The sequence below is a fragment of the Shewanella metallivivens genome, assembly GCF_028750675.1.
Lineage (GTDB): Bacteria > Pseudomonadota > Gammaproteobacteria > Enterobacterales > Shewanellaceae > Shewanella > Shewanella metallivivens.
In genome coordinates this window covers 313,100-332,358 of sequence record NZ_JAQQPZ010000001.1, presented here as the reverse complement: position 1 = coordinate 332,358, position 19,259 = coordinate 313,100, and the positions used below count along the sequence as shown (strand labels likewise).

Genomic DNA, 19,259 nt, shown 5'->3' with positions numbered 1-19,259 from the left:
AAGATCGCAAGCGATATAAGGGAAACACGTAAGGGTGTGCGCGAAAGGTTAATTTGATTCACGGGGCAACATCTTCCTGTTTTCTGAAGGTCCAATTATGAGTGCGAGTATTCTTGCCGATGGCCTCAATTAAGCTCAAGCTTGATTAACAAAAACTATAACTGAGGCAACAAAAATCACTTAAAAGGAAATAAAAAAAACAGAAATGGACAATTTGTCCAAAAGTAAAACTAAAGGAGTCTTCGAATTTACGCGAATAAAATATAACTAATCGCGTTCCCACTCTTTCACTTTACGGTCTACCGTTTTACGGGACACGCCTAAATGTTCAGCGGCAAGCACTTTATTACCGTCATAATGCTCAATCACTCGGATGATATGCGCCTTCTCAATACACTTTAAATCCCAGTCTATAGGGAGGTAATGTTGTCCGAGGCTACTGTGTGGTGTGTCAACTTGATTAGCGCCTATAAGATTGGGCGTTGCGGGTAATTGCTGAAAGTAATCCTTAGGCGCAACTTTGAGTAATAAACATTGTTCAATGGTATTTTTTAGTTCCTGAATATTCCCCGGCCAATCATAATCAGTTAAACATTGAAAATCTGAGACGCCCCACTTTGAATAATCATTTAACAATGCTTTACGATCGGTATTGTGCTGTATTAAACAGCGATTAATGAAATATTTCGTCAGCATGACAATGTCTTCAGCGCGTTGGCGCAATGGTGGTAACGCAACAATAAACTCAGCAAGGCGATAGTACAACTCAACTAAAAATTCACCTTTTTGTACCTGAGTGAATAGTCTTGTTGAACTCATACTGACCAACCTAACATGCTGATAACCATTTAACTTTATTGAGTCTAATGCGATGAGTAACTCAACTTGCTTGTCCATCGGCAATTCAGCAATATGGTTAAACACTAACCAGGTTGTTTGTAAGGTGTTGGCACAATACAAACCGATCTTTTTCGCATCGAGTTCACTCGGGGCGCGACAATCAATCATCATTAAATCACTGGGTGAACATAATGATTGCTGTAATTGAGACATCGCCAATTTTTTACCCGTTCCCACCTCCCCTTCAAGTAATAATGCATTACCAGTAGAGCTGATGATGTTTAATGTTTTCTTTACCTGTTTAATGGCGACACTGTCACCAATCAGTACTGAAAATGCGCTATTGGGACTATTTGTCTGGGTATCTAAGGTATCAACGATAGAAGTATTAACCACTGATGACCGTTGAAGTAACCAACGAGAAATCACCGCATTCACCTCAGTTGCATCAATCGGTTTTGCAATGAAATCACAGGCGCCTTTGCGCATAGCATATAAAATATCTTCAGATTTCAGCGACGGGCTAATGACAATAAATTGTTGAGGAAAGGCTAAATATGGCGACTTTACCGTGGCGTTAATCTGTAATGGATCGTTAACTTTGTTCAATTGTGTCGCGCTAGTATCTGAGTTAACACTTTGATTAACATCAGGGAACAAGGATTGAAACTCATCAACAACACTTAACTCGATAATACATAGATTAAAGTTGAACCGCTGAAACAGCGCTGAGGCATGTTCAACATTACGAGCAAGTTCCACTAAACCGAAATAGCGCTTCAATAGTGAAGATAATGCCTGCCAAATAGACAGATCAGGCTCTATCACTAATACCGCTTGCTCAGGTTTTACACAGTGTATTTGCTCAACACTCATAACAATGTACCTTAGTGTCAGTCATCCCCTTCCCTTAAACGGGTCATATTAGGTTCTATGATCGCTAATACCACTTTTAAACACAACGTAAAAAATAAAAATTAGTTCTGTTGGCTCAGTTTTTTAACAAGAAGATTTTCAAAGCGTTAAACTCACCTTACAATAAATAAAGATTGGGTTTCATGAACATCCTAATGAGAATTATATGCCTATTGAATCAAACATCATTTACATGAACACCAAACAAGTCGCAGAATATCTCGATTTAAATGAAAAGAAAGTCTACTCAATGGCAAATCACCACATCCTGCCAGCCACAAAAGTAACGGGGAAATGGTTATTTCCTAAAGTATTGATAGACCGCTGGTTAATGGACTCTTGCCATAGTGGAATGCTCTCTGACAGAATGCACATCACTGGCAGTGACGACCCTTTGTTGTCGATGTTGGTCGCACAATTAATGGCTAAAAGTGAACATCAAAAAATCATCAGTTACAGCGCTACAGGCTCAACATTAGGTTTAGAGTTATTGTCTCGCGGTTATGCCGATGTCTGCAGTATTCACTGGGAGAGTATCAATGATGATCGCGACAGTATATTTTCATTATTAGCAAGCTTTCCAAACCACCAACAATGGATAATGGTCAGTGGTTATGAGCGCCATCAAGGATTAATGGTTCGACAAGAAATGGCCGAGTTATTTAACGACAATATCGATATTCCAAAGCAGCCGCTGCGTTGGGTATCCCGTCAAAAAGGGGCTGGGAGCCAACAACACCTAGAAAATTGGTTGATGTCTCATAATACTCACGTTGATGATTTACAATTCACCGCAACAGCAAACTCTGAACGAGAACTTGCCGGATATATTGCCCGTAATAATGCGGATATCGGTTTTGGTTGTGAAGCCGTTGCAAAAGAAAGTGGCTTATACTTTATTCCTCTTCTTACTGAGTCTTTTGACTTTGTTATGTCGCAAAGTATCTTTTTTAGACGTCAATTACAGGCATTATTAACACTATTAAAACAGCCACAAACAGCACAATTAGCCCAGCTACTGTCAGGCTATAAGCTGGTTGAAAGCGGCCAAATTATCTGGCGAGGCCAATAATTAACCGCACCAAAATCCAGTAATAATAAGCCAGGTAAACATTCACATCATTGTGCTGTAAACGCATCAATCCGACTCATCATATAAGGGTAAAATGGGTTCCATTTTTGGCGTAACATATCTGCAGCCGTTACGCTGTAAATGCCCCGTTCACCCTGATATATTCCCCGGCCAATTTGTATGATGTCTTTGTTTTCATTTGCGAGTGGTCCGTACAATGGGTCTTCAATTGGAAACGGTAGCGCCACATGTGATAACGAATAAACCTCAGCAGGCCACGTTAACCCTAACTCAACAACTTCTTCAACGGGTAATTTATGGCTAAGCTCTCGTACTCGGACATATGGCTCATTATGAGGGCTATTTTCAATAAGACTTAACCGATAAGGCAACGGGTTTGTCAGCCAAAAAGGGGCAAATTCAGCTAATGGATCTTGAATGAGTAAATAATTATGACTGCGTACACGGTTGACATCAAATAGCACTAATTCGTGTCCTTGGGACTCAGGCAGTAACTGATAAAGCTGTTTTACCACTGCAAGTGAAGACACTGTATTATCAACCACAGATTGAAATGTCAGCATAGGTGGAATTAACCGCATCTGCTCTGGTGATAATTGTGTCATTAATGTTTGATTGCGCTGAGTCAGCTGATAAACCACATCACCGGCATTGACCGCAAAAGATAAATATTTAAATGGATCATATTCGGTCTGAATACTGTTCCAATACAGCTTGTCTTGGCCTAGCAAACCACCTAACTTAGCTTGCCAATACGCTCCAGCCGCAATTGGAGCCAACCCCACCGCTGGCGATAAAAATATCATCCCGGCAAATGCGGGGGGCTTATGTAAACTAATATTTTCTAGCTCATGATTTAACGCTAATGCCGCCCCGGTAGAAAACCCCACCACATATACTGGTTTACCCGCTAAGGTTTGAGATAAATGCTCAGTTGCCAACGCCACAGCACCGGCTAAATCAGGCCAAGTAATATTGGTGAGCCCTGAAGGTATCGTGCCATGGCCTGGTAAACGTAAACCGACAATGTGCGCTTGATGTTGATAATGCTCAGCGATATGTGAGATGGCATAAGGAGAGTCAGACATACCGTGAAGTAATAATAAACCAAATTCGGCATCAGTATTAGGCCATTCGAAAGACCGGTTCCAGTTTTGCTGCCATAAAGCAGGATCGGACATACTGTGGCGTTCATAGCGGTTCAAAGGTGATGATAAACGAGGCTGATATTGACGATATATTTTGCGTTCAACCTCTGCAAACAATTTATCTTCTAATTTAAGGTATTGACTAAAATCAGCTAAACCTGACTGTTGATGATATTCTGAAGTAAGATGAGTGGTGTGCCATAAAGATAAATTAGGCCGATCATTTAATAGCCACACGGCAGTGATCAAAATAGCCACACCAATCCCTAATGCCGCATAAAAACAGGCAAACAGCAGGTGTTTTGTAGAACCTATGACAATCGCACGCATTTTTACCTTAACCAATGATGATCGTAAACTATGTCTTTTGTAACAATGACTATTCAATATAGTCTCACAGGAATGAGATGCCATCACAGACAACAACATTAACTTTGGGGCCCAGTAAAGCAGAGATTATTTTCTACTTACCTACCCCACCACTATTGCCACCTAACTGGCAGCATAATCAAGCAAATGCCATCACAGATATCATTGCATTAAATGGCAATCATTGGCGTAAAATTGTCACTATTATGGCTAAAATTTGTTGTCGACACTCTGACCTAAACGCAAACAATGGTGCCGCCTGGAAGCAAATCAGACAGCGTCTACTTCAAGATGTGTCGCCACAATCGTCAGCACACCGATTAAGCTGCCAAATACAGATCATCCCTAGCCATTCGAGCCATGCTACTAAGCAGTTGTTTAACCCACAGTGTTGGCACCTTGTCTGCGGTAAAGAAACCCAACAACGGCTTGGTATGCACACCATTGAACATCCGCAAACAGTCGACCCCAATAATAAAATACAGCGCCAGCAAACATGTTTACTGACGCCGTATTTAGATTACCGACAATATGCCAATGCCTTGATAGAAACAACAAGGCAGCTGATTGCCAGCGAAGATTTACCCGAGGACTAATCGTAAATGGTTGGGATAGGTTGACGCTTATGTTGAGTACGCTTATAAATGCTAACCAGTTTATCTTCAACCGCTTTGGGCACGTCTTTGCCTTCTAAAAAGTCATCAATTTGATCGTAGGTTAGCCCTAATGCGACCTCATCGGCTAACTGCGGTTGGTTGTCTTCTAAATCAGCGGTTGGCGCTTTATTAACCAATAAATCAGGTGCGCCTAAAAAGGCTGCCAATTTACGTACTTGGCGTTTATTTAAACCAAACAATGGGGCTAAATCACAGGCACCATCACCAAATTTAGTATAAAAACCGGTAATGTTTTCTGCGCTGTGATCAGTACCCACGACTAAACCACCTAACACGCCAGCAATATTATACTGCGCAATCATCCGCATTCTGGCTTTGACGTTACCTTTAACAAAATCGAGTTTGTTTTCATCTGGCAGTTCAATATTGGCTTCAACTAAACCCGCTAAAGTTGCGTGATGTACTCCTAGTACACCATCGGCAATGTTAACGGTAACTTGTTTAGAAGGTTGAATAAACTGACACGATAACTGGGCTTCGTCTTCATCTTTTTGCACTTGATACGGCAAACGAACAGCAATGAATTGATACGAGATTTCGTTCTGCTCTTGGTTAAGTCCATCGACAGCTAATTGACATAAACGCCCTGCTAATGAAGAGTCAACACCGCCGCTAATCCCTAATACAACACAACGGCTATGAGACTCTTTGAGTTTCGCTTTGATAAATGCCACACGGCGCTGAATTTCAAACTCAGGCTCAATAGCTTTAAGTACATGCATCTCTCTTAAGATTTGTCCTTTCACGTGACGCTCCTGATGGCTTATAAATTGGGGGGCTAATAGGGTGTATTCTGAGCTGAGGTTATTCTATTAAAATCCTACCAAAAAAAAACGATAATGATTCATCATTATCGTTTTTTTTTACATTAAGCTGAATTAACGTTCCCAGTATGACTCTTCTAGGCTGTCTTCACGCTCAGGTAAGCCACGAGATAAACGTGGACTGTGCTGGGCTAGCACCTCATATGCTACGCGGTTTGCGTACTTACACACTTGCGAAAACGATGAGTAACATAAACCATCACGTTTATGCTTACTAGAGCCTGGTACATTGGCTTTATGGAATGTATTGGCGGATAAATCATGTAACAGTGCCGACAATGCACCATCACCCGCGCCATTGGTGTTACGAATAAGCTCTGGTCCGCCCATATAAGGTGAGATATGTGCGTACACTTTTATTGGTGTCTCACAATCATCTTTAAGCATGGGGCGCGAAAACTCATAGCGGTTAAACTCTGGGATGGCACCCGGCAATAGCATATGGCTGGTTTCGCGTTTAGCACTGTCTTCTGCATAACCTGCGGTATATAAGCCAATCGCACCGGCGGTGGTTAATACCATGTCACACCATTCAAGTGCAGCTTCACTGGCTAATAGTGGATCTTTAAAGCCTGTTAACGCCTCACCTTCATCTTCATTCATGGCCAAAATCGTCACATGGTCATTAATAAAGTTTTGCCACCAGGTTGGATCTTCTTGAATTAAAAAACGCGTCCCTAAGGTTAACACCACTGGCACATCCGCTTGTTTAGCATACTCAATCGCAGTCATTGCTGCATCGGTAATGCCATCACCTTCACTAGCGCGCATCAAATAAGCGGTTAACACTAACGCTGAGCTGCCTTGGATGACGTCCTTATTGATAAACTCGGGCGTTAACTTGTCCATTGACCCTTTGCTAATGGCAAAAGTGCGTTCACCACAATCAGAAATCAAGGTAAAACAGCGACCAATAGGGCCATCAACAGGCTGTAAGTAATTTAAATCGACTTTTGATGAGGTGTTACATAAATAACGGTATGCGTAGCTGCCAACCATAATATTTTGGCTCATGACACCAAATAATACTGAACGGTCGTCGGCTAAAATGGAATAGTTGTGTACTGTGTTACCAATCGTTCCGCCAGCAAACTCATCGCTAATCATCTCTTTAGATTTAAGCTCATGGTATAAATCATGTGCCTGCTGATCATTAATCAACGTAGAGTTACCTTTTGGTAATCCATAACGTGCAAGCAATTCGTCTTCGACTTTTGCCTCAATGTCCACGAGGGTTTGATCAATACCACACACATAGGTAGAAAAAGGTTGCGGTTGCTGTGTCAGTTGGGCCAATAAAGGATCACGGCTGTTTACAGGAAAATAGTGTTTTGACTTACGTTGACCAGGAAACTTCATATTGGGCTCTCATAGCTTAGCATCCTTGCCAGTGTGAAATTAAGTGTGAAATTAATTGCCTTTGGCGACATTCAACGTTGAAAAGTCACCCTCTGCGAAAATGGCGGCAGATTTTATCATAGTTATTTTTGTTTTTCTGTATAAAGGATTAGATACTCAAAAAAATGCTATAAAAAAACCTGCCGAAGCAGGTTTTTATTCAGTGTTAGACAGCGATTATTTTAAGACGCTTGCTAATTGCTCACTGACTTTAGCAACAGATTGGGTACCATCAAATTTATTGTATTGAGTACGCCCCTGCTCAGCAACTTTGCCATAGTAATTAACTAATGGTTTAGTTTGCTCGTGGTAAATGCCTAAACGTTTACGTACGGTGGCTTCTTCATCATCTGGACGAATCGCTAAGTCTTCGCCAGTCACATCATCTTTGCCTTCCACTTTAGGTGGATTAAACACAACGTGATAAACACGGCCCGAACCAGAATGAACACGACGACCGCTCATGCGTTTAACGATTTCTTCATCTGGCACATCGATTTCGATCACGTGATCAATTTCAATACCGTTTTCTGCCATTGCATCAGCTTGAGGAATAGTACGTGGGAAGCCGTCAAGTAAGAACCCTTTTGCACAATCGTCTTGCGCAATACGCTCTTTAACTAAACCAATGATCAGATCGTCAGATACTAATTGACCTGCATCCATTACTTTCTTGGCTTCTAAACCTAGTGGCGTACCGGCCTTAACGGCTGCACGCAACATGTCACCGGTTGAGATCTGTGGGATACCGTACTGCTCCATAATGAACTGAGCTTGGGTCCCTTTACCGGCACCTGGGGCACCCAATAAAATAATGCGCATCTCAAAAGTCCTCTTTAAGTTTGTGTTCTTTTTAGGGCGGCGATTTTCGCACATATGCCGCCCTTTTAATAGCGCTTTTGTTATGACATTAGACCTAAATCTAATAAGGCTTGTAACAAAAACGCATCAATTCGTTTAATACAGTAAGGTATACAATTTACGTCGATATTGATTGGCTAAGGTGTTGCCTTGACCTAATGCGGTCAATAACTCCATGAAGACTTGTTTAACTTTACCGTCGAGTGCGTTCATGTCTTGCTGCAAAATAGCAAACAATCGTTCTAAGGCTTCTTCGTTTCGTTGTGCGGCATTGAGTGCTTTAGCGAGTAAAACAACCAAATCAAGATTGTCAGGCTGCTGCTCAACGCTTTGTTGTAGTTGTCTAATTTCTGGTGTATCAGCTGCATCTTCGGCTAAAGCCAATTTAGCCATTAAGTTTTGGTAGTAACTGTCTTGATCAGCAAGGCCTATACCTGTAAGTAAGCTTTTCGCCTCAGCAAGTAAGCCTTGCTGTAAAGCAACATCGGCCATCACTAACGCCACTTCAGCAGCTTGTTGTGAATCGCTATAAACGGTTTTAAGTTGTGCAGCTAATTGCTCTAACTCATCGGCAGTTAATGCGCCTTCTGCTAACAGTTGTTTAATTGCAGCAAACTCTTGTATCCACATAGGCGGCAAATGTTTGTCAAGTAAGGCTTCAACTTGCTCTTTTGTTTGCACCCCGGCAAAGCCATCAATCGGGCGGCCTTTATCTAATACTAATGTGGTGGGTAAATTTTGAATTTGAAAGTAGTTGGCAATTTCAACCTCGGTTTCGCAATCGACTTTCGCCAAAATAAAACGCCCAGCCTGGGCTTGAGTTATTTGCGTTAAGGTTTGCAGCATTTGTACACTTTCAGGTTGCTGTTGTGCCCAAAATGCCAATACCACCATTTTTTCCATGGAGGTATCGACAACTTGCTGAATGTTTTCTTTCGTTAAATTAATCAGGTAGTCCATAGTGCCCCCGGTAACTTACAAAAACAAAAGCGGACTGAATGTCCGCTTTAACTGTTTAGGTTTACTTATTTAAAGCTGGCCATTAGCATCTGGTTGGTTAGCTTAATAAACGCCGACGGATCGGACAGGCTACCCTTTTCAGACAAGAGTGCTTGTTGTAAAAGCAAGTTAGACCAATCGGCAAATAACTGCTCGTCAGCTTCATTGTTTAAACGCTCAACCAATGGGTGTGTTGGATTGATTTCAAATGTTGGTTTTGACTCAGGTACAGGTTGTCCTGCCGCTTGCATCAATTTAATCATTTGCGTCGACATTTCACCCTCGCCAGTCACTACGCAGGCCGGAGTGTCAGTTAAACGGCTTGTCACTTTAACGTCAGACACTTTGTCCGCTAATGCCGTTTTGATGCGCTCAACAAGGGCTTTAGCTTCTTCTGCCACTTTTTCTTGTGCTTCTTTGTCTGCTTCATCTTCTAATGAACCGAGCTCAAGATCACCTTTAGTCACTGAGTGCAGCTTTTTACCTTTAAACTCAGTTAAGTGGTTAATTAACCATTCGTCGATACGCTCAGACATTAAGAGAACCTCAATGCCTTTTTTACGGAGTAACTCTAAGTGTGGGCTGTTAACGGCTGCGTCATGGCTGTCGGCAACGATATAGTAAATCTTATCTTGACCTTCTTTCATGCGTTCAATGTAAGCGTCTAACGACACAGTGGTCGCCGCAGAGTTATCATGCGTTGAAGCAAAACGTAATAAACCGGCAATGCGTTCTTTGTTAGCAAAATCTTCAGCAGGGCCTTCTTTCAATACTTGGCCAAACTCAGCCCAAAATGATTGGTATTTCTCGGCATCATTTTCAGCAATTTTTTCTAGCATACCTAACACACGTTTAGTTAATGCCTGGCGCAGGTTTTTGGTAATTTGATTGTCTTGTAAAATTTCACGCGATACGTTGAGTGGCAGATCTTTTGAGTCGATTAAGCCTTTTACAAAACGTAAGTAAGTTGGCATAAATTGCTCGGCATCATCCATCACAAATACACGTTGCACAAACAGTTTCAAGCCGTGCTTGTGGTCACGGTTAAACAGATCCCAAGGCGCTTTTGCCGGAATATACAATAAGCTGGTGTATTCTTGCTTACCTTCAACACGATTGTGAGACCATTTAAGTGCATCGGCATAATCGTGTGATATATGCTTATAAAACTCTTGGTATTCTTCATCAGTAATATCAGATTTATTGCGTGTCCAAAGCGCTGTCGCTTTGTTCATTGGCTTCCAAGTGCCCTCAGTAGCTGCAATTTTTTCGCCGTCTTCACCTTCGGTTTCTGGTTGACCTGGTTCAAACATTTCTACCGGAATAGAGATATGGTCTGAGTACTTTGAAATAATTGAACGTAAACGGAATTCATCTGCAAATTCAGTTTCTTCGTCACGTAAATACAGAGTGATCTCAGTACCGCGAGTGTTTTTAGTGACGGTTTCAACGTTAAATGAACCTTCACCTTCTGACTCCCATAATACCGCTTCATTGACGGCATGACCGGCAGCTCGCGTGCGTACAACCACTTTTTTAGCGACGATAAAGGCTGAGTAGAAACCCACACCAAACTGACCAATAAGTTGCGAGTCTTTTGAGGCTTCGCCAGATAAGTTATTGAAAAACTCTTTAGTACCCGATTTAGCAATGGTACCTAAATGTTCAATCACGCCATCACGTGTCATACCAATACCGTTATCCGATATGGTCACAGTGCCTTTTTCTTTATCGGCACTCACACGCACTCTAAGCTCACCATCACCCTCGTACAAGGCATCGTCGGTTAGGGCTAGATAGCGTAATTTGTCTGCAGCATCGGCCGCATTTGAGACTAATTCACGTAAGAAAATCTCTTTATTTGAATACAAAGAGTGGATCATCAAATGCAGCAGTTGTTTTACTTCGGTTTGAAAGCCATGAGTTTCTTGTTGTGACATGAATAATTTCCCTTGGTGTTACGTTAATACAAAACGAGTCGAATCATCCACTCGTATAAAAATCTTCGATAACCAAGAAATGGGGGGCTTTAAATTGTTTTCAAGGGGAAAAACACTTTAATGTCGAATAAATCACCAGCAACGACACTTTTTTCGATACAAAGATCAATTACCCCCAATAAATGCTTAAAAATAGTACTCAATGTCGACAATATAAACAAAGGCCTGCCAATATATTATTGGCAGGTCATACTCATGATGAGGGATGATTAAAGGGGAATTCGTCCGTTAAATGATAGCGCTAATGTAGTGCTGTCAACATACTCCAACTCACCGCCCACGGGCACGCCATGAGCAATACGGCTAATCACCACGTTATGACGTCTGGCCATATCAGCAATAAAATGCGCGGTGGCATCCCCTTCCACTGTAGGATTGGTCGCTAATATGAGTTCACTGACATCCTCAGAGGCTAAATGTTGTTCGAGTAGCGCCAGTCCTAACTCTTCAGGCCCTACACCATCAAGAGGCGATAAATGCCCAAGTAACACAAAGTAACGGCCTGTAAAGTGACCACCGGCTTCAATCGCTAATACATCTGCTGGTGTTTCAACCACGCAAATCACACCAGCATTGACCCGGCGGTGACTTGAGCAAATAGGACACAATTCTTGTTCCGTAAACGTGCGGCAGCTTTGACAATGGCCGACTTCTGACATGGCTTTTTGTAATGAGTCAGCCAGTTTTAAACCCACTTTACGTTCACGTTCAAGCAATTGAAACGCCATACGTTGAGCTGATTTAGGTCCCACACCAGGTAAACCGCGTAAAGACTGGATTAACTCATCAACCAAAGGACTAAATTTCATAAATTGCCAATACCTTAATAAATAAACACTTGTGTCAACATTACACCTAAGCCATTGAGCGGCTAACACTATCAATCTAACCCATTGTCGAAGCAAAAAGTCTGCATCAAAAGGATGCATGGATTATCATCGTTGATAAGAATGATTGCAAAACTTTATCTGTTGCGATCTCTGCACGTGCCCAGATTACTTCGCAGAGCGGTAACTAAACACTTGGTCGATGGGCAAGTTAAATACCTCAGCAATTTTAAAGGCTACCTCAAGCGTTGGTGAGTACTTATTTGACTCAATGGCCATTACCGTTTGACGGGTCACTCCGATTAGATCGGCCAATTGTTTTTGGGTCATTTCATTATGTAAAAACCGTAACGTACGGATAGAGTTTGAAATCCCAAGTTTATTGTCAGCAGGATCACCCATAAATGTCTCCTGTACGCCCCTTGTACAACTGCACGCCATAGTGCGCTAATTCGGCCAATAAGAAGGCACCCACTAAAATATGCAACGGTAAATGCGGCACACTCGATTGCATAAACTCAAAACCTTGGGCGGCGATATTATATTGAACTAGCGCTAAAATCACCCCTACTTGTAAAATGATGGCACTGTATTTATAGCCGACCAAATTAATCTGTTTTTCTCTGACATCCATCGGTTGGTTCAGCTCATTATCACTAATTAACCCCAGCACAATGTAACTGATTACCATTAATACAATTGAATAGATAATAATTTGCAGTAATAACGTCGATAACCATGTAATAGACGCTAATTGTTCAGGCGTAGCATTAACTAACGCACTCACGTACAAATAACCAATATACCCTGTCACTAGAAAATCGACCGATAACGTCAACTCTCTAAAGCTGGTTTCCTGTAACCATTGAATCAATTTCTGTTTGTTGTCCATGTCAACCTCAGTATACTTTATGTATAAAATTTTTAACTTCACCTATCATAATCCACAATCACGCAATGTCAAATATTTTTAACTTTGAGTTAAAAATTAGATACTTCATATTGAATTCTTAACCTTTTCCCTGACCACCGATAGCGACTAAAAGACGTAAACCTGTGACACGATTAGCAAAATCAATTAGCAATAATCATTGGTTAGATTAACCACATACTCGCCAAGCAAAACCATTAAAAACGCAATAATCACCATTAAAACAATGGTTTAATGTGAATTTTTATTTAACACAGGGATTGCTGCTCGTTTTATACCCGGCGATAATGCGACATACTAAATTGAACAGTAAACGCTCACTGAAAACTCATGGAATCATTAATAATAGAAAAAGCTGATTATTATCATTGTCGCTGTGGCGCTGGGTTATGTCATTAACCTAAAATTTATCGACATTGCATATGTGATGGGATTTGCAGAGTTGAAAAAGAAGCCATTTTGATAAACGATCAAAAAATGAAAGTAAAATGCGCATCGTATGCTTTGGGATTTTTAGATGACATCAAACTCGAAAACAAATTTCAACAATGTGTTAATGATTATCAAGCCCAAGGTTATGTGGTATTGGACGCAGTACCAACTGACTCAGACTCAGACGCATAACAAAAAAACTCAAGCATTTATGCTTGAGCTTTTTTGTGTGGTACAAGACAACGATTAGAATGGCATTTTCATTCCAGGTGGTAATTGCATACCGCCAGTCACTTCGGCCATTTTAGTTTTTTGATTTTCTTCTAAACGACGCGCAGCATCGTTGCATGCAGCAGCAATCAAGTCTTCTAGCATTTCTTTGTCATCTTCCATTAAGCTTGGGTCGATTTCAACTTTGCGGACATTGTGGCTGCCAGTCATTGTCACTTTCACTAGGCCAGCACCGGCTTCACCGGTCATTTCGGTACGTGCAATTTCTTCCTGCACTTTTGCCATTTTGTCTTGCATCATTTGGGCTTGTTTCATTAAATTGCCCATTCCGCCTTTTCCACCAAACATAGTCGTCTCTCTCTAATTGAGGTTGTTAGCAAGTCGCCATAGTGGCGCTAATCTTACTGAAAAAAATGTGATTGGCAATCTAGACTGAACATTTTTGAGATGAAGATATGTTCATTTCAACCTAAATTACGTTTTACTGAACATTATTGAACCGCTATTTGAGCAATTTCTTGGGCGATTTGCGCCAATTGTTCGGGCGGATATTCAATACTGTCACTGTCTAGTTGTGCTGATAACCGCTGGATCATCCACTGGGTATTGTCATCTTGTAATATTGACTGCTCGGCATGGGCAATTAATTCACGATGAAAGCGTTTGCGTAATTCCAAGGGGGTTTCACGATTGGCAACAACACCAATTTGGATTTTCACCTCGATTGGCTGCTGCAAATACTCTGTTAGTGCGACTTGTAATTGATCGATAGCAATGGGCGCTGACAAATGCTTTTGATCAGGTTTTAACACTAAAACGATTGAGTTGGAGTGCGCTTGCAAAACTGAGTTAACCCCGAGTTGTCGAACGCGCCCACCGACTGAAACATGGGTCATCACTTTATACCAATGTAAATCAAGCTCATTTCCTTTAATACTGTGGGGCGTAAAAGGCACTCGCTCACTCGTGTGCTCCTTTGCAGGCGCTTGAGCTGTATTGCTTAATGGCTCCGCATCAATATGCTGATTGACTGCTGCCGCTGGATTAACTTGAGCATCAACTTGGGGGCTCTGGGGTTCGGGTTCAGGCTTTGCTGCAACGTCTGAAAAAGCGGTAACATTCTCACCTGGTGCAGGTTTGACCCAAGGTGCTCTATCTTGTATTACCGTTGGTTGTGATGGTGTATTACTCGGCTCAACATTAGCCGATATTACTGGCGTTGGATTATTTGACTCAGGGATTACTGGCGCAAGGCTTTGAGTCTCAGTGATAGGTTGTTGTGAGTCAAATTTAGGGGCAACGTCAGGCTCGGAGGCTTTCGCTTTGGGGCCAAATGAAGTCTTGATGGTGCTAGGCGCTTTACTGGCGCTTTGCTCTTTTTGTTGCAACGCATCGACATCGGCAAGCAACGAATCACGACTGGCCAATACCATATCCAAAAAGTCTAAGGTGTCAGCTTGCGAGTCTTCTGGGTCGTTTACCTGTGCAGTTTGTTCTGCATTAGACTCATCTTGAGCGCCAGCGGATGTGGTAGCTTGCAGCTCTGGAGCAATTGCATCGAATGCCCCCGGTTCATTTTGCGCCGAATACGCTAAATAATCATCATGATCAGAAGGTTGATAATCACTCTCTTGGTCGAAGTCATTAAATGAGTATCCATCAAACGGATCCGCATTGGAAACCGGCTCAATAACCGCATCTGTGTTAAGTTGAACGCTAACTTCAATAGCTTCTGCTGCAGGCTCAGTATTATCAATTGCCTTTTGAGGGCCCTCTTTGTCTTCTTCTGCTTCGCTCGTCAGTGCCTCAGTCTTTAACGCATCCAACGTTAAAGCATCTACCTTGGATGTCTCTTGCGCATCACTCTGCGCGGGGGCGCATTCAGCTTGGGACTGATAGCCCAAACTTTCGGCCTGACTCACTAATAGGCTTTGCTCAGCACTTAAGGCAGCGTCAGTAACGTCAAGTTCATCATCTTCTGCGCCAATAGGCTCAACCACTTCAGATTGCGCTTGAGTCATTGGCACTTGAGCATTAACTGCCGAATGTTTATCAATAATTGGACTCTGTGGTTCACTGACCTCTGCACTCGTCTCATCGGCTTTATCGGCGTCTGAGTGAACAGTATTTGATTGAGTATCCGCCGATACAGATTGATTTAGCGCTGCAGTGTTATCAGGCTTTGGGCCTGTATCTGTGACCTCTTGCGTTTTTGATAAATCTATCTTGGCTGGAGATGTGGTTACCCAACGTTTAACTTGTTTTTCTGGGGTAAATGCAACTGCTCGCAATAGGGCCATTTCAAGACCCGATTTAGGATCGGGTGCAAAGGCTAAATCTTTACGGCCATTGAGTAACATTTGATAATACAGTTGCACTTGTTCAGGTGCTAATTGCTGGGCAAAAGCTAAAATTTGCTCTGCAAAGAGTGACTGTTGGGCGGCAGCGGGGGCAAATTGAGTCAATGTAATCTGATGCAGTAATTCTAACAAGCTACGCAATACTTCTTCGGCGTCTGCCCCAAAGGCTAGCACTTTGGCAACCATTTGCATTAGAGGACCGACATCGGCATCGCACAAGGTTTTTAATAATGCGATAACGTGTTGTTCATCAATACTACCCAACATGGTTTGCACTTGCTCAAGCATCACTTGGCCGCTACCAAACGCAATGGCTTGATCTGTCAAACTCAATGCATCACGCATACTGCCATTGGCTGCTTTAGCTAACAAGGTCAAGGCGAGAGGCTCAAAAGGCAACTGCTCTTGAGTGATAACAAACTCTAGCTGTTGGGTGATTTCTTGTTGCGATAAGCTTTTCAGATTAAATTGTAAACAACGCGACAATACCGTGACCGGTAATTTATGCGGATCTGTGGTGGCCAGTAAGAATTTTACGTGTTCTGGTGGTTCTTCTAAGGTTTTTAATAAGGCATTAAAACTACTGCGCGATAGCATGTGGACTTCATCAATGAGGTACACTTTGAAGCGACCTCGCGATGGGCGGTATTGCACGTTGTCTAACAACTCGCGAGTATCATCCACTTTGGTACGCGACGCCGCATCGACCTCAATTAAATCGACAAAACGCCCTTGGGCAATTTCAATACAACTTGAACATTCACCACATGGATTTGCAGTGACGCCTGTTTCACAGTTAAGTCCTTTGGCAAAAAGTCGTGCCAAACTGGTTTTACCGACACCACGAGTACCTGTAAATAAATAAGCGTGATGAAGACGTTGCTGACTTAAGGCGTTAGTCAAAGCCATTAATACATGGGACTGACCAACCATTTGTTCAAATTTAGCAGGACGCCATTTGCGGGCGAGCACTTGATAAGACATGAAATTCCCCACAGAGAGCCATCGGGAGTCAATCCCATTAAAGGGGATAACAATAACATGCCACGGGCTGGCATGCTATTGTTGAGCGGGATTTTGATACCCTTTAAAGTAGTTAACTGACTAATTAATTAGCAGTTATTTTAATATTGCTACTCGCCATCAAACTCACACAAACTTAATACTTCAATCCCTAAATCGTGCAGACGCTTTTCGCCACCAATTTCAGGTAATGAAATAACAAAAGCGGCATGGCCTACTTCACCACCAAGCTCGCGGATCAGTTTTACTGTAGCTTCAATGGTGCCACCCGTCGCGAGTAAGTCGTCGATAACTAACACTTTGTCGTTGGCATTAATCGCATCGGTATGAATTTCTAAGGTATCTTTACCGTATTCTAATTCATAAGTTTGACTAATTGTGGCACGCGGTAGCTTACCGGGCTTACGAACAGGAACAAAACCAACACCAAGTTCTAATGCTAAAGGAGCACCAAACAAGAAGCCACGAGCTTCAGTGCCGACCACTTTAGTGAAGCCTTTTGATTGATAATGAGCCACTAGAATCGCAATAGTCGCTTTATACGCTTCAGCGCTTTCTAACAAACTAGTGACATCACGAAACATAATGCCTGGTTTTGGATAATCAGGAATGGTTTTAATACTGTTCTTGATAAGCGCTAAACTGTGTTGGTTCATCATAATAAGTTAACTCTGTTTAAAAGTGATTACGCAATAAAAAAGTCCACGTTATGGGTGGACTCTGGTAAAAATTCTGCTTGGATCTTATGCCCGTTTGATCTCAGTTGCAACTGTCATGCATTAACTGCTGATTTATTATTCTAACTCTGGGATCTGCCACAAAAAAAATAATAAAACGAGCATCATGCATAACAGCATGACTTTAACCCACACCAGCGGCACAATAATGATACTAATACAAAAGCTCAGTGCACTCATTATCATGGCTTTTTTCTTCAATGGCCGACTCAATGCTCGTTTGGATTGCCATTGATGAATACCCTCTGCAAACCAGGGGTGAGTCACTAACCAATGGTGCAAGCGGTCATTTGAGCGAGCAAAGCAAAAAGCAGACAATAAAATAAATGGCACGGTAGGCAATAATGGCAATGCAATACCGATTAAGCCTAATACCAAACTGCATAAGCCAATAATAAGAAAAAAACCACGTTTTAACGCCATTGGTGTCCTCGCCTAAAGCAAAAAACCACTCTATCAGAGTGGTTTAATAAGGCAATATCATTACAGATTAACCTGAATTCAGCGTTAAATTAAACCTGTTACTTTCAACCAAGAAAGCGTCGCCGGCAACGTTGGAATCAATAAAACCAAAATAAAACCAATAAAATAAACGATGTTAAACGGGTCTTTAAACGGCTGACTCATGATAATTCCTAAATTTAAGGTGATATTGTGACTGCAATTGCTCGGTAGATTTTATTGCGCTAACCACATTTTTACGTGATAGCACAAACTTTTTACGTGAGGCATATCACAAAAAGTGGCTCATTTTAGACACATATTGATAAAATAAAAACCTTAAATTTTATATGACTATTATGCATCCGTAGCCGCAACAATAATGCCTTTTAGCGCTAACTGTTGTAACAGGGGAACACAACCGGACAACAGTGAGTCTGCCGACATTTGCGGATAAAGATCTGCTAGCCACTCAACAATCGCATCTAGGTTAACCTGTTGAACTTGAGAGGTTTGTTCTATATACGCTAACACTTGTGCACTTAATGGCGTTAATTGTAAAAAAGCCACTTCATCGTTCGAGTCACGATATACGCAAAAAAAGTTAGCCTGCTCAGTGGGTTCTATCGGTTGGTAATCAACACTAATATGCTGCACATCGAAGGCATATTGAGCGACTTTAGCACTCGGTGATAAACACAAGTTAAATTGCTCAACATCGTCAGCATTGAGTCGTTGTGACGGAGCAATATCTGGCGCCACGGCAGCACACAGCTCTAACCATTCATAATGGGCGAGTTGCAACATAAACACAGGGTCATCTTCTGTTACTTGATATTCATGTTGTAAAAAAGTCAAAAACTCTCCGGCTATTTCAACAAATATCGGGGTTTTGCAGTCATGTTTGGCAAAAAGTTGCTGAACGAGTGCCTGCCATGTGTCATCTTGATACAAGCTCTTGAGTACCGGAAAGGCACTGGCAACAAACCCTGAGATATTATTAAAAAATAAGTCTCGGTACACTTTCATCCGCCGCGGTTCAATCCCCTCAGGCATAGGCAAACTGGGGTCGCGGATGTAATCCATAAATTGCTGCTGTACTTCAATAAATCTCATAATGAGTCCTTAATGACTAATTAAGTGTCAATGAAAC

Annotated in this window: 18 protein-coding genes; 3 read left to right on the top strand and 15 right to left on the bottom strand. The window is 41.9% G+C overall.

Annotated features, from left to right (window positions below):
• Window positions 1-267: 267 nt before the first annotated feature.
• Complete coding sequence (locus tag PQR79_RS01365) at window positions 268-1,716, bottom strand: sigma-54-dependent transcriptional regulator (RefSeq protein ID WP_238104891.1); 1,449 nt, start codon at window positions 1,714-1,716, stop codon at window positions 268-270.
• 205 nt (window positions 1,717-1,921) lie between these two features.
• Between PQR79_RS01365 and PQR79_RS01360 the strand changes: the two genes are divergently transcribed.
• Window positions 1,922-2,827 carry a substrate-binding domain-containing protein gene (locus tag PQR79_RS01360; protein ID WP_238104893.1) on the top strand — a complete coding sequence of 302 codons (906 nt, stop codon included), beginning with the start codon at window positions 1,922-1,924 and terminating at the stop codon, window positions 2,825-2,827.
• Window positions 2,828-2,874: 47 nt separating this feature from the next.
• On the opposite strand, the gene PQR79_RS01355 is transcribed toward PQR79_RS01360, so the two are convergent.
• Window positions 2,875-4,326, bottom strand: a complete 1,452-nt coding sequence (locus tag PQR79_RS01355) for an alpha/beta hydrolase (protein WP_238106154.1) — start codon at window positions 4,324-4,326, stop codon at window positions 2,875-2,877.
• 77 nt (window positions 4,327-4,403) lie between these two features.
• Between PQR79_RS01355 and PQR79_RS01350 the strand changes: the two genes are divergently transcribed.
• Window positions 4,404-4,961: a DUF6942 family protein gene (locus tag PQR79_RS01350; protein ID WP_238104895.1), complete on the top strand. Its 558-nt coding sequence runs from the start codon at window positions 4,404-4,406 to the stop codon at window positions 4,959-4,961.
• Here the strand turns inward: PQR79_RS01350 and nadE are convergent.
• The 8 genes from nadE to PQR79_RS01310 form a co-directional block, all read right to left on the bottom strand.
• A complete protein-coding gene (gene nadE / locus PQR79_RS01345) occupies window positions 4,958-5,788 on the bottom strand; it encodes an NAD(+) synthase (RefSeq protein ID WP_238104897.1) in 831 nt (276 codons plus the stop codon). The two genes, PQR79_RS01350 and nadE, sit on opposite strands and share 4 nt — an antisense overlap.
• A 132-nt stretch (window positions 5,789-5,920) precedes the next feature.
• A complete protein-coding gene (locus tag PQR79_RS01340; protein WP_238104899.1) occupies window positions 5,921-7,225 on the bottom strand; it encodes an inosine/guanosine kinase in 1,305 nt (434 codons plus the stop codon).
• 216 nt (window positions 7,226-7,441) lie between these two features.
• Window positions 7,442-8,086, bottom strand: coding sequence for an adenylate kinase (adk, locus tag PQR79_RS01335; protein ID WP_238104919.1), 645 nt, complete (start codon window positions 8,084-8,086; stop codon window positions 7,442-7,444).
• 135 nt (window positions 8,087-8,221) lie between these two features.
• Window positions 8,222-9,085: a tetratricopeptide repeat protein gene (locus PQR79_RS01330; RefSeq protein ID WP_238104927.1), complete on the bottom strand. Its 864-nt coding sequence runs from the start codon at window positions 9,083-9,085 to the stop codon at window positions 8,222-8,224.
• A gap of 65 nt (window positions 9,086-9,150) precedes the next feature.
• Entirely contained in the window at window positions 9,151-11,064 is a 1,914-nt protein-coding gene (htpG, locus tag PQR79_RS01325) for a molecular chaperone HtpG (RefSeq protein ID WP_238104929.1), read from the bottom strand.
• Between the two features lie 269 nt (window positions 11,065-11,333).
• Entirely contained in the window at window positions 11,334-11,933 is a 600-nt protein-coding gene (gene recR / locus PQR79_RS01320) for a recombination mediator RecR (RefSeq protein ID WP_238104939.1), read from the bottom strand.
• 186 nt (window positions 11,934-12,119) lie between these two features.
• Window positions 12,120-12,353, bottom strand: coding sequence for a helix-turn-helix transcriptional regulator (locus PQR79_RS01315; RefSeq protein WP_238104941.1), 234 nt, complete (start codon window positions 12,351-12,353; stop codon window positions 12,120-12,122).
• Window positions 12,346-12,843, bottom strand: a complete 498-nt coding sequence (locus PQR79_RS01310; RefSeq protein ID WP_238104943.1) for a hypothetical protein — start codon at window positions 12,841-12,843, stop codon at window positions 12,346-12,348. The genes PQR79_RS01315 and PQR79_RS01310 overlap by 8 nt, the downstream gene beginning before the upstream one ends.
• A gap of 516 nt (window positions 12,844-13,359) precedes the next feature.
• Between PQR79_RS01310 and PQR79_RS01305 the strand changes: the two genes are divergently transcribed.
• On the top strand, window positions 13,360-13,506 hold the full coding sequence (locus PQR79_RS01305; RefSeq protein ID WP_274408357.1) for a hypothetical protein: 147 nt from the start codon (window positions 13,360-13,362) through the stop codon (window positions 13,504-13,506).
• A gap of 54 nt (window positions 13,507-13,560) precedes the next feature.
• Here the strand turns inward: PQR79_RS01305 and PQR79_RS01300 are convergent, their stop codons facing one another.
• The 5 genes from PQR79_RS01300 to PQR79_RS01280 all read right to left on the bottom strand — a co-directional run bounded on the left by PQR79_RS01300 (window position 13,561) and on the right by PQR79_RS01280 (window position 19,222).
• Window positions 13,561-13,893: a YbaB/EbfC family nucleoid-associated protein gene (locus PQR79_RS01300; RefSeq protein WP_188921788.1), complete on the bottom strand. Its 333-nt coding sequence runs from the start codon at window positions 13,891-13,893 to the stop codon at window positions 13,561-13,563.
• Window positions 13,894-14,036: 143 nt separating this feature from the next.
• Window positions 14,037-16,889: a DNA polymerase III subunit gamma/tau gene (gene dnaX / locus PQR79_RS01295; protein WP_238104945.1), complete on the bottom strand. Its 2,853-nt coding sequence runs from the start codon at window positions 16,887-16,889 to the stop codon at window positions 14,037-14,039.
• Window positions 16,890-17,038: 149 nt separating this feature from the next.
• Window positions 17,039-17,590 (bottom strand): adenine phosphoribosyltransferase, encoded by a 552-nt coding sequence (gene apt, locus PQR79_RS01290; protein WP_238106155.1) that lies wholly within the window; start codon window positions 17,588-17,590, stop codon window positions 17,039-17,041.
• A gap of 132 nt (window positions 17,591-17,722) precedes the next feature.
• Window positions 17,723-18,088 carry a YbaN family protein gene (locus PQR79_RS01285; RefSeq protein WP_238104947.1) on the bottom strand — a complete coding sequence of 122 codons (366 nt, stop codon included), beginning with the start codon at window positions 18,086-18,088 and terminating at the stop codon, window positions 17,723-17,725.
• 375 nt (window positions 18,089-18,463) lie between these two features.
• Complete coding sequence (locus PQR79_RS01280) at window positions 18,464-19,222, bottom strand: HvfC family RiPP maturation protein (RefSeq protein ID WP_238104960.1); 759 nt, start codon at window positions 19,220-19,222, stop codon at window positions 18,464-18,466.
• Window positions 19,223-19,259 lie beyond the last annotated feature (37 nt).

Excerpts from the sequence above, each read along its gene's own strand:
- PQR79_RS01365 (WP_238104891.1), bottom strand. The coding sequence starts at position 1,716 with ATGAGTGTTGAGCAAATACACTGTGTAAAACCTGAGCAAGCGGTATTA.
- PQR79_RS01360 (WP_238104893.1), top strand. The coding sequence starts at position 1,922 with ATGCCTATTGAATCAAACATCATTTACATGAACACCAAACAAGTCGCA.
- PQR79_RS01355 (WP_238106154.1), bottom strand. The coding sequence starts at position 4,326 with ATGCGTGCGATTGTCATAGGTTCTACAAAACACCTGCTGTTTGCCTGT.
- PQR79_RS01350 (WP_238104895.1), top strand. The coding sequence starts at position 4,404 with ATGCCATCACAGACAACAACATTAACTTTGGGGCCCAGTAAAGCAGAG.
- PQR79_RS01340 (WP_238104899.1), bottom strand. The coding sequence starts at position 7,225 with ATGAAGTTTCCTGGTCAACGTAAGTCAAAACACTATTTTCCTGTAAAC.
- adk (WP_238104919.1), bottom strand. The coding sequence starts at position 8,086 with ATGCGCATTATTTTATTGGGTGCCCCAGGTGCCGGTAAAGGGACCCAA.
- PQR79_RS01330 (WP_238104927.1), bottom strand. The coding sequence starts at position 9,085 with ATGGACTACCTGATTAATTTAACGAAAGAAAACATTCAGCAAGTTGTC.
- htpG (WP_238104929.1), bottom strand. The coding sequence starts at position 11,064 with ATGTCACAACAAGAAACTCATGGCTTTCAAACCGAAGTAAAACAACTG.
- recR (WP_238104939.1), bottom strand. The coding sequence starts at position 11,933 with ATGAAATTTAGTCCTTTGGTTGATGAGTTAATCCAGTCTTTACGCGGT.
- PQR79_RS01315 (WP_238104941.1), bottom strand. The coding sequence starts at position 12,353 with ATGGGTGATCCTGCTGACAATAAACTTGGGATTTCAAACTCTATCCGT.
- PQR79_RS01310 (WP_238104943.1), bottom strand. The coding sequence starts at position 12,843 with ATGGACAACAAACAGAAATTGATTCAATGGTTACAGGAAACCAGCTTT.
- PQR79_RS01305 (WP_274408357.1), top strand. The coding sequence starts at position 13,360 with ATGAAAGTAAAATGCGCATCGTATGCTTTGGGATTTTTAGATGACATC.
- PQR79_RS01300 (WP_188921788.1), bottom strand. The coding sequence starts at position 13,893 with ATGTTTGGTGGAAAAGGCGGAATGGGCAATTTAATGAAACAAGCCCAA.
- dnaX (WP_238104945.1), bottom strand. The coding sequence starts at position 16,889 with ATGTCTTATCAAGTGCTCGCCCGCAAATGGCGTCCTGCTAAATTTGAA.
- PQR79_RS01285 (WP_238104947.1), bottom strand. The coding sequence starts at position 18,088 with ATGGCGTTAAAACGTGGTTTTTTTCTTATTATTGGCTTATGCAGTTTG.
- PQR79_RS01280 (WP_238104960.1), bottom strand. The coding sequence starts at position 19,222 with ATGAGATTTATTGAAGTACAGCAGCAATTTATGGATTACATCCGCGAC.